Source organism: Pontibacter aquaedesilientis, from assembly GCF_014773225.1.
GTDB classification, from domain to species: Bacteria; Bacteroidota; Bacteroidia; order Cytophagales; family Hymenobacteraceae; genus Pontibacter; species Pontibacter aquaedesilientis.
The window spans coordinates 112848-137985 of the sequence record NZ_JACXAJ010000002.1 but is presented as its reverse complement, the minus strand read 5'-3'; the positions used below and the strand labels follow the sequence as shown (position 1 = coordinate 137985).

At 50.3% G+C, this 25138-nt stretch carries 18 protein-coding genes and 1 other RNA gene; 9 read left to right on the top strand and 10 right to left on the bottom strand.

The window, feature by feature from the left end; all coding sequences use genetic code 11:
* The first annotated feature begins 15 nt into the window (after positions 1-15).
* A complete protein-coding gene (gene xylA, locus H9Q13_RS05575) occupies positions 16-1347 on the top strand; it encodes a xylose isomerase (protein WP_191182792.1) in 1332 nt (443 codons plus the stop codon).
* A 198-nt stretch (positions 1348-1545) separates the two neighbouring features.
* On the opposite strand, the gene ssrA is transcribed toward xylA, so the two are convergent.
* The 6 genes from ssrA to H9Q13_RS05545 form a co-directional block, all read right to left on the bottom strand.
* Positions 1546-1915: a transfer-messenger RNA gene (ssrA, locus tag H9Q13_RS05570) on the bottom strand.
* 217 nt (positions 1916-2132) lie between these two features.
* The gene (locus H9Q13_RS05565) at positions 2133-3035 is read right to left on the bottom strand and encodes a DUF5777 family beta-barrel protein (RefSeq protein ID WP_191182791.1); all 903 of its coding nucleotides are present in this window, start codon (positions 3033-3035) and stop codon (positions 2133-2135) included.
* Positions 3019-3567 carry a YceI family protein gene (locus tag H9Q13_RS05560; RefSeq protein ID WP_191182790.1) on the bottom strand — a complete coding sequence of 183 codons (549 nt, stop codon included), beginning with the start codon at positions 3565-3567 and terminating at the stop codon, positions 3019-3021. Before H9Q13_RS05560 ends, H9Q13_RS05565 begins: the two co-directional genes overlap by 17 nt.
* Before the next feature lie 32 nt (positions 3568-3599).
* On the bottom strand, positions 3600-4016 hold the full coding sequence (locus tag H9Q13_RS05555; RefSeq protein WP_191182789.1) for a c-type cytochrome: 417 nt from the start codon (positions 4014-4016) through the stop codon (positions 3600-3602).
* A gap of 75 nt (positions 4017-4091) precedes the next feature.
* Positions 4092-5240: a CHRD domain-containing protein gene (locus H9Q13_RS05550; protein WP_191182788.1), complete on the bottom strand. Its 1149-nt coding sequence runs from the start codon at positions 5238-5240 to the stop codon at positions 4092-4094.
* Positions 5241-5324: 84 nt separating this feature from the next.
* Complete coding sequence (locus H9Q13_RS05545) at positions 5325-5885, bottom strand: fasciclin domain-containing protein (RefSeq protein ID WP_191182787.1); 561 nt, start codon at positions 5883-5885, stop codon at positions 5325-5327.
* A 530-nt stretch (positions 5886-6415) separates the two neighbouring features.
* Between H9Q13_RS05545 and cfa the strand changes: the two genes are divergently transcribed.
* Positions 6416-7537 carry a cyclopropane fatty acyl phospholipid synthase gene (gene cfa, locus H9Q13_RS05540; protein WP_191182786.1) on the top strand — a complete coding sequence of 374 codons (1122 nt, stop codon included), beginning with the start codon at positions 6416-6418 and terminating at the stop codon, positions 7535-7537.
* 163 nt (positions 7538-7700) lie between these two features.
* Here cfa and H9Q13_RS05535 read toward each other — a convergent pair whose 3' ends face one another.
* Positions 7701-10502, bottom strand: coding sequence for a T9SS-dependent M36 family metallopeptidase (locus tag H9Q13_RS05535; RefSeq protein ID WP_191182785.1), 2802 nt, complete (start codon positions 10500-10502; stop codon positions 7701-7703).
* 353 nt (positions 10503-10855) lie between these two features.
* Between H9Q13_RS05535 and H9Q13_RS05530 the strand changes: the two genes are divergently transcribed.
* A complete protein-coding gene (locus H9Q13_RS05530; protein ID WP_191182784.1) occupies positions 10856-12754 on the top strand; it encodes a DNA polymerase III subunit gamma/tau in 1899 nt (632 codons plus the stop codon).
* A 132-nt stretch (positions 12755-12886) separates the two neighbouring features.
* A complete protein-coding gene (locus H9Q13_RS05525) occupies positions 12887-15835 on the top strand; it encodes a M16 family metallopeptidase (protein WP_191182783.1) in 2949 nt (982 codons plus the stop codon).
* Positions 15836-16458: 623 nt separating this feature from the next.
* On the opposite strand, the gene H9Q13_RS05520 is transcribed toward H9Q13_RS05525, so the two are convergent.
* The gene (locus H9Q13_RS05520; protein WP_191182782.1) at positions 16459-18687 is read right to left on the bottom strand and encodes an NADP-dependent isocitrate dehydrogenase; all 2229 of its coding nucleotides are present in this window, start codon (positions 18685-18687) and stop codon (positions 16459-16461) included.
* A 281-nt stretch (positions 18688-18968) separates the two neighbouring features.
* On the opposite strand from H9Q13_RS05520, the gene H9Q13_RS05515 reads away from it, so the two are divergent.
* Both H9Q13_RS05515 and H9Q13_RS05510 read left to right on the top strand, forming a co-directional pair.
* Positions 18969-19805 (top strand): SGNH/GDSL hydrolase family protein, encoded by an 837-nt coding sequence (locus tag H9Q13_RS05515; protein WP_191182781.1) that lies wholly within the window; start codon positions 18969-18971, stop codon positions 19803-19805.
* A 144-nt stretch (positions 19806-19949) separates the two neighbouring features.
* Positions 19950-21281 (top strand): SGNH/GDSL hydrolase family protein, encoded by a 1332-nt coding sequence (locus H9Q13_RS05510; protein ID WP_224744103.1) that lies wholly within the window; start codon positions 19950-19952, stop codon positions 21279-21281.
* Positions 21282-21290: 9 nt separating this feature from the next.
* On the opposite strand, the gene H9Q13_RS05505 is transcribed toward H9Q13_RS05510, so the two are convergent.
* Both H9Q13_RS05505 and H9Q13_RS05500 read right to left on the bottom strand, forming a co-directional pair.
* Positions 21291-21908 (bottom strand): phosphoribosyltransferase, encoded by a 618-nt coding sequence (locus tag H9Q13_RS05505; protein ID WP_191182780.1) that lies wholly within the window; start codon positions 21906-21908, stop codon positions 21291-21293.
* A gap of 169 nt (positions 21909-22077) precedes the next feature.
* Positions 22078-22761, bottom strand: coding sequence for a dienelactone hydrolase family protein (locus H9Q13_RS05500; RefSeq protein ID WP_191182779.1), 684 nt, complete (start codon positions 22759-22761; stop codon positions 22078-22080).
* Between the two features lie 163 nt (positions 22762-22924).
* Between H9Q13_RS05500 and H9Q13_RS05495 the strand changes: the two genes are divergently transcribed.
* The 3 genes from H9Q13_RS05495 (at position 22925) to H9Q13_RS05485 (ending at position 24919) form a co-directional block, all read left to right on the top strand.
* Positions 22925-23608 carry a hypothetical protein gene (locus H9Q13_RS05495; protein WP_191182778.1) on the top strand — a complete coding sequence of 228 codons (684 nt, stop codon included), beginning with the start codon at positions 22925-22927 and terminating at the stop codon, positions 23606-23608.
* Positions 23609-23768: 160 nt separating this feature from the next.
* A complete protein-coding gene (gene nfi / locus H9Q13_RS05490; RefSeq protein ID WP_191182777.1) occupies positions 23769-24452 on the top strand; it encodes a deoxyribonuclease V in 684 nt (227 codons plus the stop codon).
* Between the two features lie 86 nt (positions 24453-24538).
* Positions 24539-24919 carry a GxxExxY protein gene (locus tag H9Q13_RS05485; RefSeq protein WP_191182776.1) on the top strand — a complete coding sequence of 127 codons (381 nt, stop codon included), beginning with the start codon at positions 24539-24541 and terminating at the stop codon, positions 24917-24919.
* Positions 24920-25138 lie beyond the last annotated feature (219 nt).

Here is a 25138-nt window from a genome sequence, read left to right as displayed (position 1 = left end):
TAACACCTATACCTTATGGCCAACACGACAGGATCTCCAACAGAATATTTCAAAGGTATAAGCACCATCAAATTCGAAGGGCTGGCGTCTGACAATCCGCTGGCTTACCGCTGGTACGACGAGAGCCGTGTGGTAGCCGGAAAAACACTGAAAGAGCATTTGCGCTTTGCCGTGGCCTACTGGCACTCCTTCAATGCCGATGGATCCGATCCCTTTGGTGGACCTACCCTGCAGTATACCTGGAACCAAAAGCAAGACGTGATCGGCAGAGCAAAGGACAAAATGGACGCTGCCTTTGAGTTCATCACCAAACTGGGCCTGCCCTACTATTGCTTCCACGACGTGGATGTGGTGGACTTTGGCAACGACATCCGGGAGAACGAACGCAGGCTACAGACGCTTGTAGAATATGCCCGGCAAAAGCAGAAAGAAACTGGCGTGAAGTTACTTTGGGGCACGGCCAATGTGTTCTCGCATAGCCGCTACATGAACGGTGCGGCCACCAATCCGGATTTTCATGTGCTGACGCATGCGGCCGCCCAGGTGAAGGCTGCTTTGGATGCCACCATTGCGCTGGGTGGCGAGAATTATGTGTTCTGGGGAGGACGCGAGGGCTACATGACGCTGCTCAACACAGACATGAAACGTGAGCAGGAGCATTTTGCCCGTTTCCTGCACACCGCCAAAGACTATGCCCGCAGCCAGGGTTTCAGAGGAAACTTCTTCATCGAGCCAAAGCCCATGGAGCCAACCAAGCACCAGTATGATTATGATGCCGCAACCGTTGTCGGCTTCCTGCGCCAGTACGACCTGCTCGACGATTTCAAGCTCAACATTGAAGTGAACCACGCCACACTGGCCGGTCATACCTTCCAGCACGAGCTGCAAGTGGCAGCCGACGCCGGACTGCTCGGTTCTATAGACGCCAACCGCGGCGATTACCAAAACGGCTGGGACACCGACCAGTTCCCGAACAACCTCAACGAACTCACAGAGGCCATGCTGGTATTGCTGGAAGTAGGCGGTATGCAGGGCGGCGGCATTAACTTCGACGCCAAGATCCGGAGAAACTCCACCGACCCGGCAGACCTTTTCTACGCCCATATTGGCGGTGCTGATACTTTCGCCCGTGCCCTCATTACGGCAGACAACATCCTGCAAAACTCCGATTACAGAAAGCTGCGCCAGGAACGCTACGCCTCCTTTGACAGTGGCAAAGGCCGGGAGTTTGAGCAGGGCAAGCTGACTATGGAGGCGTTACGCGATTACGCCATTACGCATGGCGAGCCTGAGGCGAGAAGCGGCCGGCAGGAATACCTGGAGAATCTGATTAACCGGTTTATTTAAAAGGAAGCTTTCTGCAACCTTAGACAAACTTATATGGTGAGGACGAGAAATAACTACTGAATGATTCGAGGCATGATACATCAGCACTCTTTATACGATTTGTATACCTGTCAATAAGCAAATATCATTCTGAGAGAAAAATTCTTCAAACAAAAAAAGCCTTGCAAGTGATACACTTACAAGGCTTTTCGCTTAGGGTGGTGGAGTAGCAGGGATTCGAACCCTGGTCCAGACAAGGAAATCAACGGGCTTTCTACATGCTTAGACTTATTCGGATTGTCGGGAGCTTGCAAGTATAAGTCAGACTTATGCGCACTCCTTAGATGCTTTGTTTCGCCTGTGTACCGCACCCTTACACAGACTAGTCAATCGAGTCGAAGCCTCTGATGTGCAAGCAGATTCACGAAACCTGCACGAGACTATGGCTAGTGCTTAATACCTAGATTAAGCAGCCATGGCGTAGTTATATTCGCCAGTTATTGTTCGAACGGATTTTTAACAGGTGGTACGTTCATCACCCGACATGCTTACACGCAATCTGCACAAGCTGTCAATTCCAGTCTACCCCATAAGTTAAAGAACGTCGTTTTTCTACGGCTTATACTTCAAGAAGTATACCACAAATATACAAATTTGCGGCACACTTCTATCAGTTCTCTCACCTAAAACAAATTTCCTTCTTGCCGGGTTTCATTAGCCCGGACTAATTTCATTGCCAATGCCTCCCTATTATGTTGCACAACTTAGGTGCCCGGATACATCGTCAGCATCTCTAAACTTGCACATTAGCTGCCTATATTGAATACACGCGAGATATTGAAGCCAAACTTGAACTCGCCCTTTCGCCAGGATGAGTTCGTGTTAGACAGGAAGTTGCTTTCCGCTATACCTGCATTGTTGGTAAAAAACATGTGAAAAACGTGCCCTCCTGTCTCAATCTCAATTCCGATACCCAAAGGGTTATATTGTTCGACAGTCCCAGTTCTTCTATCATCATGGAAGCTATAAAAGTAGTCTGCCAGCAAAGCAAAGCGTTTGGTCATTTTCCATCTGCCCCCAACTCCTAACGCAAACACATCGTTTTTTTCATCCGGGCCAAACACATAGTTTCTGTGCAGCAAAGTAGGCATGAGCTGAACCGAAATCCGCTCAAACTTTCTGGCCAGCAACAGCTGAAAAGTATAAGACAACCGCTGCTCCAGACTGTTATATCCTCCTTCGCTTGCTTTTTGAGGGTTAAGGGCACCACCCAACATCACTGTGGCAGATACTGGTAGGCGGTTATCCAGCGTCTGAGAAAGCAGCCTGTATTTCAGGTAGCCATCCAACAACTCGTTAACCTTACTCCTCCCAAATCCGGCGGTCAGTTTATCGTTGATGCCATACTCAAAAGCAATGCGTATGTCAGATGCCTGATCCAACCCATACAGTGAATGTATGCCGCCTGCCCCTCCGGCCACATCTCCGAAGTGGTGTGTTACCCGAAAGTCCAGACCCCGGTGCTTCACAGTCTCGATGGAGTGGCTGTTCACAATGCGGGTAGTCTTGAACGTTGCAAAAACGTCCTGCCCGTTATCTGCCACACTGTCCTCTAACAAGGCCAACAGTTCCTGGTCCTGCGCAAATGAGCCCGTGCAAAAGAACAGGTTTAGCAAAACTGCCAACCATAGTTTATTTCTTAGGCTCATAACTTGCTTTTAGGTTTATTTTTATTTCCTGGGATATATTGGAAAGTTTGTCCTTCGGAATGTCTATCTCATGGTCTGCCACCGGCACTAAGAAATTTGCTGTCAGCACAATGCTGTTTCCCAACACCTGTACAGTTCCGGCTATTGTGCGTTTCTGCGGGACGCCATGTACCGTGAGTGTGCCCGTTGCTTTTACAGGGTAAGAACCAGGTATAGCAAAGTCAATACGCTCGACCAGTTTGCCGCTGAAAGTAGCGTTGGGGTATTTGTCGCTTTCGAGGTAGGTCTCGTTAAAATGCTCCTGCATCAAGCCGTTGGCGAACACAAACGAGCGAATGGGAATTTTGAAGGCGATCTCTCCGGAGCGGGTATTCAGGACGGATATACCTGCATTTGATGCAGCTTCTATGTTTTCAAACCTGGCTTCTGAGAAAAACCCTGTTTCCACCTTTTTGGCATAGTACAGGTCCTGCCCCTTAACACCAGAAAAAGCGGTGAGCAAGAAAAGAAGAGTAAGCAGGTATAGCTTCATAAGCATGGTGTTAAAAAATGTAAATGATTGGGCTAGTTGTTGGGTGCGCCAGCCTTGATCCATGCCTCAATCTTCTTAATATCATCTTCCGGCATTGGTCCTTTCAGGGGCATGCCGGGTGTTTCCACAAACCTGATCCGGGCCTGAAGCTTTGTAAGATTCGGACTTGCGTTGCTAGGTCGTAAGGCATAGCTCTTCAGCTCTTCATAGTTATCCAAAAAGGCATAGCCAGCCTTGTGCGGATCGGTAGAGTTGGCAGTGTGGCAAGAGTAACAATTAGTGGCGATGATAGGCTTGATATCTATTTGATAACTCACCTGCAGCGTATTCGGGACTGCTTCAGGAGCCCTGTCGTAGGTACAGGCACTTACCCCTACAGCTAATGTTATACCCAGGGAATAAACGAGTGTTTTTAAATACCCTCTCTGAACGTGTAAGCTTGTTTCCATTTAAAGCAAATCGTGTTATGGTAAAAAAAGGGCATTGATCTTTTGCTGAATCAATGCCCTTTGAGTTTATGAGCTTTACTTTACTAACTGAGCACGGATCTCACCGCCTGCAAAAGCAGTGCTGTGCACATTCAGGTACCATAAGCCTTTCAGCAAGTCTGCTTCCTGCGCAGCTGTCAGGGTAACCGAACCTGTCATGCCAGACGAGTAAGGTCCAACTACCTCTGCCTCTACACCGCCATTGGTACCCGCTGCACCCTTGTGGAAGTGCATGGCTGTAGGGGCCACGCCAGTATACGTGATGGTGTAAGTCAGTTTCTTGTTAGACTTGTCGTACACAGCGTAGATAGTGCCATTGGCAACTGAATTGGTCGGGCCAACTTCCTGATCACCTGTGATTCTGTTTGCGAATACCACTTTCTGATCAGAAACCACTTGTCCTCTGATCTCGCCACCTGGCTGACCCGCGCTGTGTACGTTCAGGTATAGGTTTCCTGCCAGCAGGTCAACTTCCTGAGCAGCAGTGAAAGCAGCCGTCATGCCTTTCATGTTAGCGATGGCCATCACCACGTCACCGTTAGCGCCCGGAGCGCCCTTGTGCAAGTGCATACCGGCGGAAGTAACCCCGTTGAGAACGATAGTGTAATCCAGCATTTTGCTTTTCTTGTCATACAGGCCATTGAACGTGCCGGTTGCGGCAGAAGCGTTGCTCGGAACCTCTTGCTTTCCGCTTAGCTTGATGTTGCTCAACACAACCTTGTCTTCCGAAACCGCCTGGCCTCTTAGTTCACCGGCAGCGAAAGTGGCGCTGTGTACGTTCAGGTAAAACTTACCCGCCAGCAAGTCTGCCTCCTGGGCTTCTGTCAGTTTGATGTTTCCTTTCATGCCAGAGCTGAAAGGGCCTACCACTTCAGCTTCTACGCCACCTGCTACACCCAGATCTCCTTTATGGAAGTGCATGGCTGTTGGCGTTATGCCAGAGTAATTGATGGTATAGGCCAGCTGATTACTCGTTTTGTCGTACTGGATTGAGTATGTTCCAGACGCGTTGGAAGTGTTTGCCGGTACTTCCTGCTGGCTGCTCAGCATGATGTTGTTCATCATAACCATGTCTGCGGCAGGGGTCATGGTTTCTTTGTCGTCGTCGCAGCTGGTTCCTGTAATCACCATACCGAAAAGGGCAGCGGAGGCAAGTAGCTTGTTAGCTATTGATAAATTTTTCATCGGGAAAATAAAATGGATTGAAGGGTGAGGAAATTAGAGCTATACAGCGGAACTGTATAGCTATTAGAAGAGGTGTTTAACTGATTATTTCGGAAGCATTACTTTATCCAACACATGGATCACGCCATTGGACTGGTGCACATCATAAACAGAGATATTGGCTTTGTTGCCACTCTCGTCCTGAATCACAATGTTTCTGTCACCGTTCATGGTAGCCATTAACTTGCCACCGCTCACAGTTGTGAAAGTAGCTTTGCCTTTACCGGCCTTGATCTCGCTCATGATTTTAGAGCCATCCAGTCTGCCTGGTACTACATGGTAGGTAAGCACTTTCGTTAAGGTTGCTTTGTTCTCTGGCTTCAGCAGGGTTTCTACTGTACCGTCCGGAAGGTTTTCGAAAGCATCGTTCGTAGGAGCGAACACTGTGAAAGGACCTTTTCCTTTTAGTGTCTCTACCAGGCCTGCTGCCTTTACTGCTGCCACGAGCGTTGTGTGGTCTTTGGAGTTCACGGCGTTGTCCACGATGTCCTTAGTCGGGTACATGGTCTCACCACCTACCATTACTGTTTTGTTGCTCTGTGCAACTACTGGAGATAATGCTGCAACACCAGCTACGAACATTACCGATAAGATTAACTTTTTCATGTTTTGTATATTGTTATGTCTCACTTACGCCCCTGCCAGCGCAACTGGATTTCCGGTACCTGAAAAAATATTAGAAAAAGTTAATACAGATACAACAACACGCTATTATTCAGTAGATTATTTATTTATATTTTTTTTAACAAAGCGTAAACGAGGAGCAACCCGAATGGATTTGTTTGCAAAAACACAGGCCTATACCTATCAACCTTAAGCAAAGCTTTCCTGAATAAAGCCAAGTATGCACAGCTCCAAACCCTTGACACTAGGCATGCTAACCGGCATGTTACCTACACGCTAAAGCTGATTCGGATTGCGCAGAGACTACCAGCAGAAATTGAAAATTCATGGCTTCATCCCGCAACCTTTTGCAGACAGGTCAACCCGACCGAAACCACCGTTTTGCAAGCCGCAATAAGGGTCCCAAAACAGGTATGGGCTAACAAAATCAACCATCATAGCGTGTTTCCGTTCAAAGTCAAAACAGGTATAATACATTCTGTGTCACAAACTTACACCTCCTATTGAGCACCATGGAACAGCAAAGCCTACAGCGGCAAGTAACCGCCATGCTGGCAACCGCCAATATCAAAGTGAATGGCCCCGACCCGTGGGACCTGCAGGTGCATGACGGGCGCTTCTTCAAGCGGGTGCTCACCCAGGGCTCTCTGGGGCTTGGCGAGTCCTACATGGAAGGCTGGTGGGATTGTGAGCGCATCGATGAATTTGTTTTCCGGGCGATACGGGCCGACCTGTACAAGCAAGCCCGGTTTGGCTGGCGGACCGTGCTGGAAGTACTGATCGCCAAAGTGCTCAACCTGCAAACCAGGCGCAAAGCCTCACGCAATGCGCAACGGCACTACGACATCGGCAACAGGCTTTACCAACTCATGCTCGATAAACGCATGATCTACAGCTGCGGCTACTGGAAAAACGCTGACAACCTGGACCAGGCACAGGAAAACAAGCTCGACCTGGTCTGCCGCAAAATACGGCTACAGCCTGGGCAGCGTGTGCTAGACATTGGCTGCGGCTGGGGTGGCTTTGCCAGGTTCGCGGCAGAAAGGTATGGTGCCGAAGTGGTTGGCGTCACCGTCTCGCGTGAGCAGGCGGCACTGGCCAGAGAGATCTGCCAAGGGCTGCCGGTAGACATCAGGCTGCAGGATTACCGCGACGTGCGGGAGCAGTTCGACCATGTGGTATCGATCGGTATGGCTGAGCACGTCGGCTACCGAAACCACCGCACTTACATGCAAACGGCGGCCCGCTGCCTAAAGGACGACGGCCTGTTCCTGCTGCACACCATCGGTGTCAACTTCTCCAAAACCTCCCCCGACCCTTTCATCGACAAATACATTTTCCCCAATTGCCTGATACCTTCCCTGCGCCAATTGTCTACTGCCATGGAGCACACATTTGTGGTGGAGGACCTGCACAACTTCGGGCCTGATTACGACCTTACCCTCCTGGCCTGGCTCCAAAACTTCAACCAACACTGGCCCGAGCTACAGGGCGAGTATGGGGAGCGCTTCTACCGGATGTGGACCTACTACCTGCTCTCCAGCGCCGGCTCTTTCCGGTCCCGCAACAACCAGCTATGGCAGTTTGTGCTCTCCAAAAAAGGACTACTGGGCGGGTATGATGCAGTGCGGTAGCATAGGCATAAGATTATCCATTTGCCTGCTTGATGAACTCCCGCTATACCTGAGCTGGAGCTGATTCCATTGTGTGGCCGTCACGCAGCATAAAAAGCAAAAATCCTGGCTGCAGTATGTGGGCTGCAGCCAGGATTTTTAAATTATCCCCTAATCAGAAAAGCTATTTGATCAGGAGCATGGTACCGGATCGGGTAGTACCTCCATTTACGATTCTGTAAATGTACATGCCGTTTTCCCGGCCAGCCGCTTTGAATTCATGCTTGTAGGTCTCACCACCCTTCACATTACCTTCAAAGAGTGTCTCCACCTCGCGGCCTGTTATATCATATACCTTGAGCACCGTGTGACCAGACTCTCTGGCTTTGAAGCTAATGGTGGTGCTTTCGGAGAATGGGTTTGGGTAGCTCAGCAGCAGCTCTTTGTCGTTGCCCAACTCAGCAGGAGAAAGCACGTTGCTGACGTTGACCGCGGCTATAGAAGCTGGCAGATCAAATGCCTCCACCTGGTCGAACCTGTAGTAGCTCAATCCTTGGCTGGCGCTGTAGCCTACCCCTCTTCTGGCAAAGGCTCTCCAGATAAGCTCCTGGTTAGCTCCGCCGTTGTTCAGCTGATCGGCCAACAGAATGGCATTTCGGCCATCCACGAAGCCCGGGTAGCAAGGCTGTAGCTTCAATCCATCGATAACCAGTTGCATGGCCATGTTGTTACCGCCATTGCCGTTGTAGAGATCCGGATCAAAACCATATTTATCAATCAGGTCCCAGGTCATCTCCCAAAGAATAGTGGCAAACACGAAACCTATGCCATGCGGAGCACTGAGCGATGGGTTGTTGGTGGCACCATAGGTATAGTTGTTCACACTGAAATCAGTGGAGTATGGTGCCGGTCGGATACCGCGGCCATTTGTTGGTTGCCCTACGGCATAGGTGCCTATCCCTCTGATCTTTTCACGGGTATCGCCTTTCTTCATGGTCATCATCAAACCAAACCAATCGCTCCAGCCCTCACCCATTTGTTCGGTTGTCAATACCTGCCCGCTGGCAAGCACCTGAGTTGGCAAACAGGAAGTCGTGTTACGACCACCTGTTAGTCTGTTGGAAATACCGTGGCCGTATTCGTGCACGATGATACCGTTGTCAAAATCACCGTCAATTTCAGGGCCAGAACCATCATCCTTCAGCATCACCACAACCTCTTGGTTGGCATCCAGCAAGGCTCTGATGCTGGCACCGGTCACATCGCTGATCATGACGGAAGGGATCGTGATAGTGGCATCTGCCCCACCCATGTTACCTGGTGCGCCCGACGTGTTGTTAATTACCACAACGGCAATGGCACCAGCATTTTGGGCGTTCTTCACTTTAACTGCAAAACCACACGAGCCTCTGTACACAACGGCGATGTTGCCTGCCACCGCGGCCGCATTTAGCACCGCGCCGCATCCTTCCACAGCGTTAGCCCCCTCACTGTTTACGAGCACTAACTTGCCGGTAATCGGAGTTGGTGTAAGGGCTGGCCCAAAAGCTGCAGTACCTGTCGGGTAGCTTCCGGCAATAGACGCAGGAGCTGTTACCCTGAATTTGTCCGGATCTGGCACGCCGCTCCAAAGGTACATCTGCATTCTGGGTCTTCTGCCATCTATAGGAGTGGCGAAGTTGGCATTGTTGCGGATAGTAGAAACATTTCTTCCGTCCTGGGCTTCAGCCATTACATAATCGTTGCCTAGACCATCTTTGCCAAAGTTACTGGCCTGGAAGTTACCGCTTTCCTCGTCGAAGCCATACTTGTACCACATGTCGTGGATGATGTTGTTCCAGTAAAAGAGGTTGGTAATGGCCGCATCTTTGTAGGATTCAGGACCCTTGGAAAAGTCAAACTGATGCTTGAACACACGCTGCGTTCCGCCGTCGGGGCTGTAACCGTACACTACATCGGAACCGTTGTCGGAGTTGCTGACAATAAAGCCTGTGTTATTGGGGTCTTCATAGGCATACACGTTGTTACCTCTGGTAATAGTATAGCTCTTCTTGTCGTCGGTATGCCAGCCAGTAGGCGATGCCATTCCGTCTACGACAGCAGCCGCGTTCATGGGTTTACGGGAACCGTGGCTTGGGCTTTCGATCGGCATCGGATAAACCTCATACACACCAGGCGCCTTGCCATTGTTTAGCGGGCCAGCCATTGGGGCATAAGGCGCCATATCCATGTCTTCGTCCAGTGGAGCTGCGGCTGCCGTGTGGCTGTGCGTTTCGTGCAGGAATCTGCCACCCGCTCCGTCGTTCTCAAACTGGCAATGCACCACCATGTTATCCTTGTCCAAAAGCTCACCTGTGTTAGCGTCTACCCGGATGTTCCACCAGTTTTGGGCGTCCAGCTCGTAGATGGACACTTCCCAGGCAAGTCGCAGACTGCCATCAAACATGGGCTGGTAAACCAGCTTGGCAGGTATAGGCTCCAGTGAAATGCCACCTTTCGATAACAGGGCCTCCCGGTTGTTACCATGGGCAGCCTCCAATACAGTCAATGGCTCTTTTATGGCCGTGCCCAGATGTCTGGCGGCAGCGGCGATGGCTCCGGCTGCGTCCAGTGTTGGCTGCTTGCTGTTCACTTTCCCATCCAGGCCATTATAGAGCCTCTCGCCGATATGCACTACTTTCCCGTCGCTGGCAATTGCCATGTTCGTGATGGCACCGTGTATCTCTATCCCTTCGTGTTGCTGAATGATGTAGAGGTGCGTTACGCCGCTTTTCTTGCCCCTGGATTCACTGCTGAGCTTCAGGTCGGCGATGTCTCTGTCGTTTACCTTAAACTTCTGCTTGTTGGCCTTGATGTGATCAAGCGCTACCTGCGGGACAGGTTTCTTCTGAGGGTTACTTTTTCCCTGACCGTAAGCCAGGCTGGTTCCTAGCAGCAACATCATGAGCAATGTCAGCTGCGTCACGTAGCGTAGATTTCGCTTCATAAGTAGATTTGTTTAAGGTTAAATTAGACTTTATGTACACACAGGCTTATGAGTACGCTGACATATCAGGATAGTTATATAGATTAAAGTATAAAATTAAATATTTTTTATTTTAATTATTTAACAATATATTTACACAACTGACTGTAATAAAGATATATATGAATTTAAATATATACCTCTATTCATTACAGGCGATTCAAGTCAGATCAGCACGCAGACTTCGCATAGTTATACCTGTGCATTTACATCACTCAGCCTGAACCCGGACGGGCTTTGGTGGATAACCCTCTGGAAAACTACTGGATAAAAAGCTTTCCCATCTGAGCTTCAGATTCGTTATCTTTGTAGTAATGGAAAACTTTGTAGTATCAGCGCGTAAATACCGACCGGCCACGTTCGATAGCGTGGTGGGGCAGCACCATATCACCAACACCCTGAAGAACGCCATCAGCAGCCATCACCTGGCCCAGGCATTCCTGTTCTGCGGGCCGCGTGGCGTAGGCAAGACAACCTGTGCCCGTATTTTGGCAAAGACCATTAACTGCCAGAACATCACTCCGGAAGTAGAAGCCTGCAACGAATGTGAGTCCTGCCGCAGCTTCAACAGCAACAGTTCTTTTAACATACATGAGCTCGATGCCGCATCCAACAACTCGGTAGAGGACATCCGGAACCTGGTAGAGCAGGTGCGCTACGCCCCCCAGACCGGCAAGTACAAGATCTACATCATAGATGAGGTGCACATGCTCTCGAACCAGGCCTTCAATGCTTTCCTGAAGACCCTGGAGGAGCCGCCTGCCTATGCCATCTTCATTCTGGCGACCACCGAGCGCCACAAGATTATCCCGACCATCCTGTCGCGCTGCCAGATCTTCGACTTCAACCGCATCCGGATCGAGGACATGGTACGCCACCTGGGCAACATCGCCCAAAAAGAAAACATACAGGCCGAGCCAGACGCCCTGCATCTGATCTCGCAGAAAGCCGACGGTGCCCTGCGCGACGCTCTGTCGATCTTTGACCAGATGGTGACTTTCTCGGGCCATAACGTAACCTACAAGGCCACAGTCGAGAACCTGCACATTCTGGATTACGACTACTATTTCAGACTCACGGATCACCTGCTGGACCAGAACCTGTCGGGCTCGCTGCTGCTCTTTGATGAGATTCTGAAGAACGGTTTCGATGCGCACAACTTCCTTATAGGTATAGGCGAGCATTTCCGCAGCCTGCTGGTGTGCAAAGACCCACAAACGGTGCAACTGCTGGAGGTATCGGACAACATCAAAGCCAGGTATGCCGAGCAGTCGCAGAAGTCATCGGTGTCTTTCCTGCTTTCGGGACTGAATTTGGTGAGCGTCTGCGACACCAACTATAAGAGCAGCAAAAACCAGCGCCTGCATGTGGAGCTGTGCCTGATGAAAATGGCGCACCTCAACGCGGCCTTTAGCTTTGCGCAGGAAGGAGCTGAGTTAAAAAAAGCTAAGGTAGTAGCCCCGGCACCAGCCGCTACCAAACCTGCAGGTGCCCCTGTCATACCTTCGGCGGCTATGCAGCAGCCGACGGCTGGCACGGTGCCATCAGCTGCCATGCAAGGCGGCGGTATACCTTCTGTAGGTTTGCAGCAGCCAAACCAGCAGGGCACGGTGCCTTCGCAGGATCTGCAACAGCCGCACAAGCCACAACAGGTTACACCGGATGCCCATCTGTCGCCGCCTGAGGCCAAGACAGCTCCGGCACCAACCATGCAGCGACCTTCTATACCTGTGCCACCCCAGAAAAAGCTGGGAAAACTGCCTAGCCTGAAAGACATCCAGAATCAGCCTGCCGCTGTGGCCGATATAGCCGTTGCCGAAGAGGAAGAGGAAACCGGCTATGGCACCGTGGTGCCCGTAGACCCTACCCGACTGAATACGGTTTGGCATGCCATTCTGCGCCGCAAGAAGGCGGAGAACATGATGGAGTATACCTTGCTTAACCGCCAGTTCCACATCGGGGAAGACAATGAGATCGTCCTGCATCTGGAAAACCACGTGATGATGGACCAGTTCACCAGCCTGCGCCCGGAAATACTCCGCGAACTGAAAAAAGAGACCGGAAACCGCAGTATCAAGCTGAAGGCCGAAGTAATGGAGATACAGGAAGGAAACAAGCTCTACACTTCGCAGGACAAATTCAACTACCTCGCCGAGAAATATCCGGTGCTCGTCGATATGAAACAGCGCTTCGGCCTGGATACTGATTTCTAATTCAGGAAAAATTTTATATTTGTAAAGTTATAGTTAAAACACCTTTTCAGGTGATGAGGTTTTTGAACGAAAAGCTTCGTCACCTGACAAGGTGCTGCTATACCTTATTCCCTATACCCTAAAAACAAACCCATGAAAAAAGGATTATCGTTGTTTTTGGTTGCGTCTGCCCTCGTGTTCACGCAATGTAAAAACGAAACCTACCAGTCGCAATCGGCCACCGAAACAGCGACGGCTCAGAAGGAATACAAGTACGAAACCGTGCCCAACGACCCGCTCAACGCCCGTGTCTATACCCTGGACAACGGTCTGAAGGTATACCTGACGGATTATGAGGACGCGCCGCGTATCCAGACTTTTATAGCCGTGAAAGCGGGCAGCAAGAACGACCCTGCCGATGCCACCGGCCTGGCCCACTACCTGGAGCACATGGTGTTCAAAGGCACTACAAAGCTCGGCACGCAGGACTGGGAAAAAGAGAAAGCAGAGCTGGATAAGATTGAGGCGCTTTACGAGCAGCACCGCAACACTACCGACCCGGCCATGCGCAAAAAGATCTACCACCAGATCGACTCCATCTCGGGCGTGGCGGCTACCTATGCTGTGGCCAACGAGTATGACAAGATACTGGGCGCGATCGGAGCCAAAGGGACCAACGCCTATACCTCTGTTGAGCAGACTGTCTACACCAACGACATCCCAAGCAACCAACTGGAGCGCTGGGTAGCCTTGGAGGCGCACCGCTTCGGCGAGCTGGTGCCACGCCTGTTCCACACGGAGCTGGAAGCGGTATACGAAGAGAAAAACCGCACCCTGGACAACGATGGCTGGAAGGTGATGGAAACGCTGAATGCGGCCATGTTCCCGAAACACCAATACGGTACCCAAACCACTATCGGCACCATCGAGCACCTGAAGAATCCTTCCATTACGGAGATCAAAAAATACTTTGATGCCTACTATGTGCCAAACAACATGGCCGTGGCGCTAAGCGGTGACATTGATTTTGACCAAGCCATTCGTGTGATTGATAAGCACTTCGGAAAGTTGAAGCAAGCCCCGGCCCCTGCCTTTACCGTTGCACAGGAGCAGCCTATCGCAAAACCGATTGTGAAAGAAGTGACGGGCCCAAGCGCCGAGAACGTGTCGATCGCCTACCGCTTTCCGGGTGTTAGCTCTCAGGATGCTTTGGTGCTGAGTATGATCAGCAACATCCTTTACAATGGCCAGGCCGGTTTGATCGATTTGAACCTAAACCAACAGCAGAAGGTACTGCAGGCCTACGGTTATGACAACCAGATGAAAGACTACTCGGTGTTCCGCTTGGGCGGTTCGCCGCGCCAGGGCCAAAGCCTGGATGAGGTAAAGGACATGCTCCTCTCCCAGATAGAACTGGTGAAGCAGGGCAAGTTCGACAACGACCTCATTCCGGCCATTATCAACGACAACAAAATCACGGAGATGAGAGCGTATGAGAGCAACTCCGATCGTGCCGATGCTTTCGTGACGGCCTTTATCTATGATATTCCGTGGGGCGACTACATCAAACGCCGCGAAGCGTTCAACAAAATAACCAAGCAGGACGTGGTGAATGTGGCGAACAAGTACCTCAACAACAACTACGTGCTGGTATACAAGCGCACCGACAAGAATGCCGCCGGCCAGAAGGTAGAGAAACCATCCATCACGCCAGTGCCGGTTAACCGTGATGCGCAGTCGGATTACTACAAAACATTCATGGCAAGTGAAACTTCTGAGCTGTCGCCTGTATTTGTAGACTACAAGGCTGATATCAAAGAAGCGAAACTGAAGAACAACATTCCACTGCTATACACCAAGAACGTTGAGAACGGCCTGTTCCAGCTATACTACATTCTGGACATGGGCACTAACAACGACCAGAAACTGGGTATGGCCGTGAACTACCTCAAATTCTTGGGCAACGACAAGTACACAGCTGAGGAGTTGAAGAAGGAGTTTTACAAACTGGGCACTTCGTTCAATGTATCCACTTCCGGCGACCAGGTATATGTAACGCTGTCTGGACTCGATGAGAATTTCGAGAAGGCCCTGGCCCTCTTTGAGAATACCCTCCAAAACCCGAAAGCTGACCAGAAAGCCCTCGACGACATGGTGCAGGGCATACTGAAGGCCCGTAATGACGCGAAGCTGAACAAAGGCGTAATTCTGAACCAGGCATTGGTAAACTACGCCAAGTATGGCCCTAAGAATCCGTTCACGACGGTACTGTCAGAAAAAGAACTGAAGGCCGTGAAGCCGCAGGAGCTGGTGAACATCATCAAGAGCATCCCAACCTACGAGCACCGCGTGCTCTATTATGGCCCACGTGAAACAGACAAACTGGTAGCGACGCTTAATGCCGGTCATATTGTGCCAGCCAAACTGAAGCCGGTTCCAGCCGAGAAGGTATACGCCGAACTCGACATCAAGCAGCCAACTGTTTACTGGGTGGACTACAACATGGTGCAGGCCGAGCTGATGTTCCTGACCAAGGCAGACGCCTTCAACAAAGATCTGGTGCCGACTATCCGTCTGTATAATCAGTACTTCGGTGCAGGTATGAGTTCAATCGTGTTCCAGGAGCTGCGTGAGTCGAAGGCCCTGGCCTACTCTGCCTACTCCAGCTACAGCACCGCTGCCAAGAAAGACCGCTCGAACTACATCATGTCGTACATCGGTACGCAGTCAGACAAGCTACCGGAGGCCATGGCAGGTATGCAGGAGCTCCTGACGAACATGCCGCTGGCGGAGGCCAACTTTGACATTGCAAAGGCTTCGCTGCGCAACAGCATCTCTTCGGAGCGCATCACCAAGTCATCTATCCTGTTCGACTACGAGCGTGCCAAGCGCCTCGGCCTGGACTACGACATCCGCAAAGACGTGTACGAAAGCGCCAACAGCCTGACCTTCGACCAATTGCAGGCATTCCAGAAGCAGTTTGTGAGCGGCCAGCCACAGGCGATCCTGGTGATTGGCTCGAAAGACCGTCTGAACTTCAAGGAGCTGGAGAAATACGGCAAAGTGAAGCAGCTGACTTTGGAGCAGGTGTTTGGGTACTAGTTTAGAAGTTAGAAGCTAGATATTAGACGTTAGATACTAGAAAGAAGCGGCAGCCTGATTGGGCTGCCGCTTTTGTTTTAATGCACCTCTACTGCTAGTGTGAGCTTGCAGCTCGTACTATTTGGTAGCTGCGTGGTAAGGAAATGGCACGAGCTGCAAGCTCGCGCCAGCGGGGGGAGTTAGGCACTAAGCCCGATTGCTATACCTTAGATATGGAAGCGACTGACCTACCGCTTCCATTACTTTCAAATTTATCAACACAGCTGATTGTTTACTACTGCTGTTACTCAATGCTGTTCCGGATTTGCAATCCGGAACTTGGTTAAATGCGGATTTGCAATCCGCCTGCCTGCCAGTAGTGTCTGCCTTTGCTAAGCGGATTACAAATCCGCGGCTATGGTACTTTCGGATTGCAAATCCGAAAGAGCAAGGTTAAAAAATAGTGTAGAACCTAGGTGTACTTCTGAAGCTCGCTGATTCATAAAAATGGAGAACAAGGTATAACCATAGCTACCAAGGCTTGTTGTAGACGAGGCTGCTATACCTACGGTATGTTTGGTACAGCAAATAAAGGCTGCCCGATCGCTCAGGCAGCCTTTCTTATTTAAACTTTAAGCTTCTATTTAGAAGTTGTTCAGCGCAGCATTCAGCGTCTCACTCGGTCTCATCGCTTCGTCCACTTTTGCATTATCCAGGTGGAAGTAACCGCCGATGTCAACTGGTTTGCCTTGGGCAGCGATTTGCTCGTCCACGATCTTCTGCTCGTTGTCGGTCAGCTCTTTCGCTAAACCAGAGAATTTGTCTTTCAGCTCCTGGTTCTTCGTCTGCTCGGCCAGTGCCTGTGCCCAGTACATGGCCAGGTAGAAGTGGCTGCCACGGTTGTCGATGCCGCCTACTTTACGGGCCGGTGACTTGTCCTTCTCCAGGAACTCAGCATTCGCTTTGTTAAGGGCTTCGGCCAGTACTTCTGCCTTCTCGTTCTTGGTTTTGTAAGCAAGGTCTTCCAGAGAAACGGCCAATGCCAGGAACTCGCCCAATGAATCCCAACGCAGATAGTTCTCTTCTACGAACTGCTCTACGTGCTTCGGTGCAGATCCTCCGGCACCTGTTTCGAACAGGCCACCGCCGTCGAGCAACGGAACAATTGAAAGCATTTTGGCGCTGGTACCCAGCTCCAGGATCGGGAACAGGTCAGTTAGGTAATCACGCAGTACGTTGCCCGTAACCGAGATGGTGTCTTTGCCTGCTTTGGCACGCTCGCAGGTATAGCGCATAGCTTCTACCGGCGACATGATCTTGATCTCAAGGCCGTTCGTGTCGTGGTCCTGCAGGTATAGCTCTACTTTTTTGATCAGGTTGGCATCATGGGCGCGCTGCGGATCCAGCCAGAAAATAGCTGGCGTGTTCGTGATACGGGCTCTTGTTACCGCCAGCTTCACCCAGTCCTGAATAGGCAGGTCTTTGGTCTGACAGGCTCTGAAGATATCGCCTTGCTCTACTTTCTGCTCCATCAGCGTATTGCCCTCGGCATCCACCACGCGTACCGTACCAGCGGCCGCCATCTCAAAGGTCTTGTCGTGCGAGCCATACTCCTCGGCTTTCTGTGCCATCAAACCGATGTTCGGCACTGTGCCCATAGTCGTCGGGTCGAAAGCACCGTTCTCTTTGTTGAACTGGATCACTTCCTGGTAGATCTGCGCATAAGAGCGGTCCGGAATGATCGCCTTCGTATCGTGCAGTTTGCCGTCCGGCCCCCACATCTGACCAGAAGAACGGATAGCCGCCGGCATAGAGGCGTCGATGATCACGTCGCTTGGCACGTGCAGGTTGGTGATGCCTTTGTCAGAGTTTACCATCGCCAGTTCAGGACGCTTCTCCATCTCTGCTTTCAGATCGGCTTCGATTTCGGCACGCTTCTCGGATGGTAGGTTTTGGATTTTCGCATACACATCGCCCAGGCCGTTGTTTGCATCCACACCCAGTTCTTTGAACGTGGCACCATGCTTCTCAAAAGTCTCCTTGAAAAACACCGTTACCGCGTGGCCAAACATAATCGGGTCAGACACTTTCATCATGGTTGCCTTCAGGTGCAATGACAGCAGGATGCCTTGCTCCTTAGCCTCCGCAATTTCCTTCTCCAGGAAAGAGCGCAGGGCGTTTTTGCTCATCACCGACGAGTCCATTACCTCACCGGCCTTCAGAGCTACTTTGTCTTTCAGCACGGTGGTTTCGCCGTTGGCTCCAACAAACTCGATGCGCACATCGGTGGCTTCGTCAACCACGACAGACTGCTCTGTGCCGTAGAAGTCGCCGCCAGTCATGTGGGCCACATGCGTTTTGGAGTCAGAAGACCACTTACCCATCGAGTGTGGGTGCTTCTTAGCATACTGTTTCACGGCATCTGCTACACGGCGATCTGAGTTGCCTTCGCGCAACACAGGGTTTACGGCGCTACCCAGAATCTTCGCATAACGCGCTTTGATATCTTTCTCAGCATCGTTCTTGGGGTCAGCCGGGTAGTCAGGTATGTTGTACCCTTGTGACTGCAACTCTTTAATAGCTGCCGTTAGTTGTGGGATCGATGCACTGATGTTTGGTAGCTTGATGATGTTGGCCTCCGGCGTCTTGGCCAGTTCGCCCAGGTAAGCTAAGTCGTCCGATTGCTTTTGCGCCTCGCTCAGGTTTTCCGGGAACGCGGCAATAATACGGCCTGCAAGTGAAATGTCTCTTGTCTCTATTTCGATAGCGGCTGCCTTTGCGAAGGCCTGCACGATCGGAAGGAACGAACGCGTAGCCAGGGCTGGCGCCTCATCGGTAATGGTATAGATGATTTTAGAAGCTTTTGTCGTCATTTGGCTCTGTTATAAATAATTAAGTTCCATAAACATGTTTTATCAGCCTGATCGATGCGCTGATCAGACTGCTGTTTTCGGCTCACTGATTCAAGAAGCAAATATAAGAGTCTTTTTGATATCGGCTAAGCTTCGGCTTTCTTTCCGTTGCACTGCTTTGCCACCCACCTCTCAAACAGAATTGTACAATTGTAAGGCTGCCATGCAACAGCTCTGCAACCGAATCTTATGCTTTCCGTTTTTAAGGGCTACGCTCATCTCATTAGAACTTGCAATAATTTATGTTTTCTATTATTAAATCGCATCAAGTAAGAATATTCCTAATTCTGATTACCTTACTGGCAACCAGTTGCACCGAAGATCAAGCCGAAGAGTTTTCACCTAAACCTGAAGCCCAGAAAACCCTGAAGATCATGGCTTTGGGCAATTCCATTACACAGGGCAGCGCAGAAAACCCCAGCTACCGCTACCAACTCTGGAGAATGCTGGTCGACGCTGAACTCAATTTTGAATATGTAGGGTCGTTGGACACCAATTGGGATCGTGCGGCTGCGGGCACAGAACACGGGGCGGATGTTGCCTCTCCTGCAATGGGGGAAGTATACAAGGGCAAGACCTTCAATAACAAACACGAGGGCCATTGGGGCTGGACCTTGCAGGAAACGCTGTACGGAAAGAAAAACCCTACCCCTTACAAACGTGACAAAGGCAAACTAAGCGAATGGCTGCAAGGCTATACCCCGGATGTGGTGCTAATGCACCTGGGCACCAACGACCTCATCCACAGCCAACCCCTTGACAGCACGATCAGCAAAGTTGAAAGGGTTGTAAACCAGCTTAGGGCAGACAACGATGGGGTCGCTATTTTCATGGCCAAGGTTACCCCTATACCTGCGCAATTCGCCAACGTGGATTCCTCGAAGCAGTACAATAACCTCATACCTAAACTCGCCTCCCGACTTTCCACTTCCAGGTCTCCCATCATTGTGGTTGACATGTATACCGGCTTTAATCCTGATACCCATACCTACGACGCTCTTCACCCAAACTCGGAAGGAGAAAAATTGATTGCCAAACGCTGGTTCGACGCTATTATGGCCAATAAGGAAAAATTATAGCAAAGCGAGAGCAGATAGAAAGCCGGTCGTTTGAGTCAGGCATCCAGCGCAAGGGTTGCCACAGAGCACGGTTATAGACAGAACCCCACAGGGCGATGGCCGTTCCTATAACTGACGTTCTACCTTTCACTTAGCTTTATTTATATGCTCTCTTTACTATTCCGTTTCGGAAAACGAACTCTCAGCTTTAGCCTCCTCCTGAGCGTAGTCATCAGTTTAGAAGCATTAGCCCAGTCTACCCCACTTAAGATAATGCCGCTGGGCAATTCCATCACGCAAGGGGACATGGAGTATGTAAGCTATCGGTACCCGCTGTGGCAAAAGCTGATTGATGCGGGGCTAAACTTCGAGTTTGTTGGCTCCCACACTGAAAACAATGGCGGCACTCCCTCTTTCGCTACTTACAAAGGGCAGACATTCAGCAACAGGAATGAAGGCCACTGGGGCTGGACGACCGATCAGGTGCTTTACGGCAGAGACGGCAAAGGAAATATCGGGCAATGGGCCAGGGCTTATAAACCGGATATCGTTTTGATGCATCTGGGAACGAATGACATGTTCTTGAGCCACGATATAGATGAGACAGTGGAAGAACTGAAGGCGGTGATCAGAACGATAAAGACAGAATCCCCGGAGGCCACCATTTTCATAGCCAAACTGATTCCCGCTTATGATCAGCGGGTAGGACCTACTGCTGCCCAAAATATTGAGAGGCTGAACGAACGTATCGAGCTTTTGGCAGCTGGGCAAAATGAGCTATACCCACCCGTCATTCTGGTAGACCAAAACACAGGCTTCAATGCGAGACAAGGGGCAGATACGTACGATGGCGTTCATCCCAATACGAGTGGGATGGAGAAAATGGCGCAGCGCTGGTTCGATGCCATTATGGATGAGATCATCATACCGCTTCCGGTAGAGTTGCAAAGCTTTAAAGGCATGGCTACCAAAAATGGCACAAGGCTCTCCTGGACCACCGCTTCGGAGCAGGATAACCACTATTTTGAGGTACAGCGCTCACAGGACATTAAAAATTTCGAACCAATTGGACGGGTAGATGGAGCAGGCACCACCTCGCTCTCCAGAACCTATACCTTCGACGATAATGAAGCCCCAGCCGGCACCAATTACTACAGACTGCGTCAGGTAGATTTTGACGGCACTGCCAGCTTGTCGGCAGTGGTTGCCGTGGACCTAGCCAGAGCTGAGATTGAAAACATGCAGGTATACCCGACCCGTACGCAAGGCGATCCGGTAACTTTAGAGATGTGGGCGCTTCAACCCAACGAGAAATTCAATATTGCGATCTATACCCTGGACGGAAAACTGATAAGTTCGTTTGAGGCCGAGGCAGATGGGCAAGGAAATTATTCGAGCTCTATCAACCCCTCCGATCTTAAGGAAGCCGCCTTGTATTTGGTGCGGGCAACCCTGACCAACCGCGTGTTCCTTCGTCACCTGCTTGTCGATTTGTAGGCTAATTTGTTACTGGTTCCGCAGCAATTCTATCACCTCTTCGTCGCTTGTTTGGGTAAACTCCTGGTAAAACTGCCCTACTGCCTGGAAAAAAGGCGGTACGAGCAAACATACCACCTCGTCCACAATGGACTCGAATTGCTCGATGGCTGACCTAGGTGCTACAGGCACAGCCACGATCAGCATCTGAGGCTGCTGTTTCTTCACCATGTTCACGGTCGACAGCAGTGTCTTGCCAGTGGCAATGCCATCATCCACAATAATGACAAGGCGGTCTCTGAGTTCGACTGGTTGCCTGTTCCCCATAAAGAGTTGGTATTTTTTGCGCAGGCTTTGGCGTATACGCTCTGTTTCGGCCGCAATGTACTCATGCGGCACATCTATTCTGTCGTCCACCTCTACATCCTCCAGACTCACGGCGCCGATGGCAAATTCGGGGTTAAACGGATGTCCAATCTTTTTAGAGACAGTCACTTCCAAGGGCATGCCCAGCCGCCTTGCAATGGGAGCCGCTACCGGCACGCCACCCCTCGGAATAGCTAGCACCACCCCCTTTCGGCCTTTGTACTTTTCAAGCCGATCGGCCAACAACTCCGCTGCCTCTTCCCTATTTCTGATATATTCCATACCTGGAGAATTTTGAGTTTTGAATGAGTGACTGAGTGAATGGATGGAATAATTAAAGTCAGAGGATCCGGTTTAGTTCGGATGCGTACACGATCACAACATATCGATTCACAATCATTTCAGAAAAAGCATTCACTCAATCACTCATTCACTCATTCAAAATTAAACACTAAGGCCTATCCTGGTGCAGCGGGTGTTGTTTGCCTGCCTCCAGGTATTTCCTGAACCAGTCGGTGGCCAGCTGCGCCGCCATCTCCAACGCTCCGGGTTCCTCAAACAAGTGTGTTGCGTCGGGCACAATCTCCAGGTCCTTGATGCATTGCATCTGATCCTGCGCCTGTCTGTTTAAGTCCAGCACCTCCTCATCGAGTCCGCCCACAATCAGCAAAGTCGGGCTCTGCACATCATGCAGCAGAGGGCCCGCCAGATCAGGGCGTCCACCGCGGCTCACCACCGCATAGATGATGTCTCCGCTCATAGCCGCTGCAGCACTCAAGGCAGATGCCGCGCCGGTGCTTGCCCCGAACAGACCGATGCGCAGTTCCCTGGTGTGCTGGTTATGTTGCAGCCAGTTCACCACGTCCACCAGCCGATTGGTCAGCAATTGTATATCGAATCGGTTTTCGCGCAGTTGGTCTTCCTCCTGCGTCAGCAGATCGAACAACAAGGTGGCAAAGCCTGAGCGCTGCAGGTGCTCGGCAACGAACCGGTTGCGTGAACTAAGCCGACTGCTGCCACTGCCATGCGAGAAGACCACAAGTCCCTTTGCCCCTTCCGGAACGACGAGGTCTCCGGTCAACTGAGCATGCTGCACCTCAATGCGCACACTGTCATTAAAAAGATAATTTGCCATAATCGCTTGCTTTCATAATTTGCTATCACACTGTACCTCAATCATTTAATTTACGACCCGGTATAGCAATAGTTGAAAGTTTGTGGTATACCTCCATGCCAGGCAGGTTACCGATCTAATTGACTTGCCGAGCGTATAGGAGCTATACCTTCATACATCGATCATGCTTTGCTATTGTAATTTTTATATTGCCTGCCTGGTAGCTTTGCTGTGGCTGGCAGGCTGTGGTTCCAAAGAACAAAACCTGGCTACCGCCGAATCGGAAGAGGAAAAGCGACTGGAGGAAGTACAGGAGGAGCACCTACGCAGAAACACGATGCCTGGTCAGGACTCTATCCGCTTTAAGACAGCCTTTACGCAATTCCTAACGGCACTGCATAATTCGGACACCACTGTCCTTAACCAGTTCATACATCCCGACTACGGCGTATGGGTGATCGAGCAGCCTGGGGCCATGCCCAAAATGACACACGTTACGGACATCCGGCGTTTCAGGCGGGATTTCCAGGACAGATCGTTTTTCACGGTGCGCGAAGAAGTAAAAGAGTGTGACCTGAAGGAAGAGGTATGGCCCCGCTTCGACTGTGGAGATATGGACTATGAGAAGGGCCAATCAGGGTATAGCAAGGAGGGTTGCTTTGCAGGTTCACCAGACAAGTTTCAGAGAAGCGGTTACTGGGATTACGCCAGCCTATCCAATCAAGAGATCGATCGCGTAAAGTCTTCCCTCCCACTCCTTCAAAAATCGGTGCTTCATACGGCCACTTCATTTGAGTTTCACTTCGGGCAGGTAGACGGGCAATGGCGACTCCTCTTCACTAAACTTATCTACCCTTGCAGCGCTTAAGATAATTTTGAATGAGTGAATGAGTGATTGAGTGGAATAATTTAAATGAAAAGATCAGGTTCTGTCTGGATTCGTACAAGACCACAGCTTATCTCTTCCCAATTATTACGATAATAAAAATTCACTCATTCACTCAATCACTCATTCAAAATTCAAACACATGCCCTACTACCGACGCTTCGACCAGCCTGCCCCGGATCCAGCTATACTGGCGCGATTGACCGAGCAGCAGCGCCAAATGCAGGAGCGCATCATCATCCAAAAGCCTGATTTCGACTTGAGGCTTATTGCCGGCTGCGACTCTTCCTTTGTAGGCGAAGACCACATTTTATCGGTATTTGTGCTGCTCTCTTACCCAAGCCTGGAAGTGCTGGAGAAGGTATGGCATTACGGCGAAGTAGAGCTGCCCTACGTTCCCGGTTTCCTGTCTTTCCGCGAAGCGCCTAACCTGCTCAAGGCTTACGAAAAGTTGCACCAAAAGCCAGATCTGATCATGGTGGACGGCCATGGCATCTCCCACCCCCGCCGCCTGGGTATAGCCACCCATTTGGGTCTGCACCTGAACAAACCGACTATCGGCGTAGCCAAAAAAGTACTGGTAGGCAGGTATAAAGAACCGGCCTTGCACAAAGGTGCTCTTTCACCGCTGGAGTATAAAGGGGAAGTGGTTGGCAACGTACTGCGCACCAAAGACAACGTAAAGCCCGTATTCGTCTCCCCCGGCCACTTAATGGACCTGCAGTTTGCGACTCAAATTGCATTGGCCTGTGCCGTGAAGCATAAACTTCCGGAGCCAACAAGGCTGGCTGACCATTTTGCGGCGGTGTTTAAAAAGCTTGTCTGAATCAGGATTTTTAGGATTTAAAAGGATTTTCAGGATTGATAATGTTTTTCGTGAATTAAGAATCATTTGGTTTTAGCGATATACCGATGCAACAATTTGATGATATTACTTTCAAGATTATTGGTAGTGCTATGAAAGTCCACAATTCCATTGGGAGTGGGTTTCAGGAGGTAATTTATCAGCGCTGCCTAGCAATTGAACTCCAAAAAGCGGGATTGAGCTTTGAACGAGAGAAGGAACAAGCGATTTTTTATGATGGTATAGAAGTGGGTACCCGAAGAGCGGATTTTATTGTGGAAGATACAGTGGTGGTAGAGCTAAAAGCTATCGTCAATTTAGAGGACATCCATCTGGCTCAAGCAAAAAATTATACCGTAGCTTACAATTTCCCCATCGGACTCCTCATAAATTTCGGAGCACTCAGCCTACAATACAAAAAGATATTCAATAACAAACCCAAGCAGTAATTACAAAGCCTTCTAAATCACTATTCATCCTTCAACCAAATCAGTTCGATCTTAATTGAGACAAGACATTATCAGCCCTGCCCATCCTTTTAAATCCTAAAAATTCTGATTCAGACAATTTGGCGCAATTACATTCATTCAATTTGCCAAATCCTGCCATAATTTCATAAAAATCACCTTTAAATCCCATTGGTGTATCCTTTGCTGCTGTGCCCGTAG

What these genes read in the sequence shown, in the direction of transcription:
- xylA (WP_191182792.1), top strand. Translation starts at nt 16, where the DNA reads ATGGCCAACACGACAGGATCTCCAACAGAATATTTCAAAGGTATAAGC.
- H9Q13_RS05565 (WP_191182791.1), bottom strand. Translation starts at nt 3,035, where the DNA reads ATGAGCCTAAGAAATAAACTATGGTTGGCAGTTTTGCTAAACCTGTTC.
- H9Q13_RS05560 (WP_191182790.1), bottom strand. Translation starts at nt 3,567, where the DNA reads ATGAAGCTATACCTGCTTACTCTTCTTTTCTTGCTCACCGCTTTTTCT.
- H9Q13_RS05555 (WP_191182789.1), bottom strand. Translation starts at nt 4,016, where the DNA reads ATGGAAACAAGCTTACACGTTCAGAGAGGGTATTTAAAAACACTCGTT.
- H9Q13_RS05550 (WP_191182788.1), bottom strand. Translation starts at nt 5,240, where the DNA reads ATGAAAAATTTATCAATAGCTAACAAGCTACTTGCCTCCGCTGCCCTT.
- H9Q13_RS05545 (WP_191182787.1), bottom strand. Translation starts at nt 5,885, where the DNA reads ATGAAAAAGTTAATCTTATCGGTAATGTTCGTAGCTGGTGTTGCAGCA.
- cfa (WP_191182786.1), top strand. Translation starts at nt 6,416, where the DNA reads ATGGAACAGCAAAGCCTACAGCGGCAAGTAACCGCCATGCTGGCAACC.
- H9Q13_RS05535 (WP_191182785.1), bottom strand. Translation starts at nt 10,502, where the DNA reads ATGAAGCGAAATCTACGCTACGTGACGCAGCTGACATTGCTCATGATG.
- H9Q13_RS05530 (WP_191182784.1), top strand. Translation starts at nt 10,856, where the DNA reads ATGGAAAACTTTGTAGTATCAGCGCGTAAATACCGACCGGCCACGTTC.
- H9Q13_RS05525 (WP_191182783.1), top strand. Translation starts at nt 12,887, where the DNA reads ATGAAAAAAGGATTATCGTTGTTTTTGGTTGCGTCTGCCCTCGTGTTC.
- H9Q13_RS05520 (WP_191182782.1), bottom strand. Translation starts at nt 18,687, where the DNA reads ATGACGACAAAAGCTTCTAAAATCATCTATACCATTACCGATGAGGCG.
- H9Q13_RS05515 (WP_191182781.1), top strand. Translation starts at nt 18,969, where the DNA reads ATGTTTTCTATTATTAAATCGCATCAAGTAAGAATATTCCTAATTCTG.
- H9Q13_RS05510 (WP_224744103.1), top strand. Translation starts at nt 19,950, where the DNA reads ATGCTCTCTTTACTATTCCGTTTCGGAAAACGAACTCTCAGCTTTAGC.
- H9Q13_RS05505 (WP_191182780.1), bottom strand. Translation starts at nt 21,908, where the DNA reads ATGGAATATATCAGAAATAGGGAAGAGGCAGCGGAGTTGTTGGCCGAT.
- H9Q13_RS05500 (WP_191182779.1), bottom strand. Translation starts at nt 22,761, where the DNA reads ATGGCAAATTATCTTTTTAATGACAGTGTGCGCATTGAGGTGCAGCAT.
- H9Q13_RS05495 (WP_191182778.1), top strand. Translation starts at nt 22,925, where the DNA reads ATGCTTTGCTATTGTAATTTTTATATTGCCTGCCTGGTAGCTTTGCTG.
- nfi (WP_191182777.1), top strand. Translation starts at nt 23,769, where the DNA reads ATGCCCTACTACCGACGCTTCGACCAGCCTGCCCCGGATCCAGCTATA.
- H9Q13_RS05485 (WP_191182776.1), top strand. Translation starts at nt 24,539, where the DNA reads ATGCAACAATTTGATGATATTACTTTCAAGATTATTGGTAGTGCTATG.